The organism is Pseudomonas sp. DE0010, assembly GCF_007680745.1.
Classification (GTDB): Bacteria; Pseudomonadota; Gammaproteobacteria; order Pseudomonadales; family Pseudomonadaceae; genus Aquipseudomonas; species Aquipseudomonas parafulva_B.
Map to the genome: position 1 here is coordinate 1 of NZ_VEJQ01000122.1, position 317 is coordinate 317.

Genomic DNA, 317 nt, shown 5'->3' on the forward strand with positions numbered 1-317 from the left:
GGGGGTGATGATGGGCGCGATCTCGTCGCGGAAGAACTTGCGCACCCAGGCCTTGATCTTGACGTCCCAGTAACGCCGGCGGATGAAGCGGATCTGCTGCTCGGCCAGGGCCGGCAGGAGCACGTCGTTGAGGATGGCGTACTGCCGCTCCACCTGGCCGTGGACGATGTCGCTGATGCGCGCCAGCGCCTGGTGCGGCAGCAGGCCGTCGGCTCCGGCCTGCTCGCGGGCGAAGGTGATCTGCTTCTTCAGACCCGCCACGCGGATCTCGAAGAATTCGTCCAGGTTGCTGGAAAAGATCAGCAGGTACTTGAGCC

At 65.0% G+C, this 317-nt stretch carries 1 pseudogene; it reads right to left on the minus strand.

From position 1 onward, the window contains the following. A pseudogene (locus FS767_RS21925) lies at window positions 1-317 on the minus strand (RNA degradosome polyphosphate kinase); the annotation flags it as partial.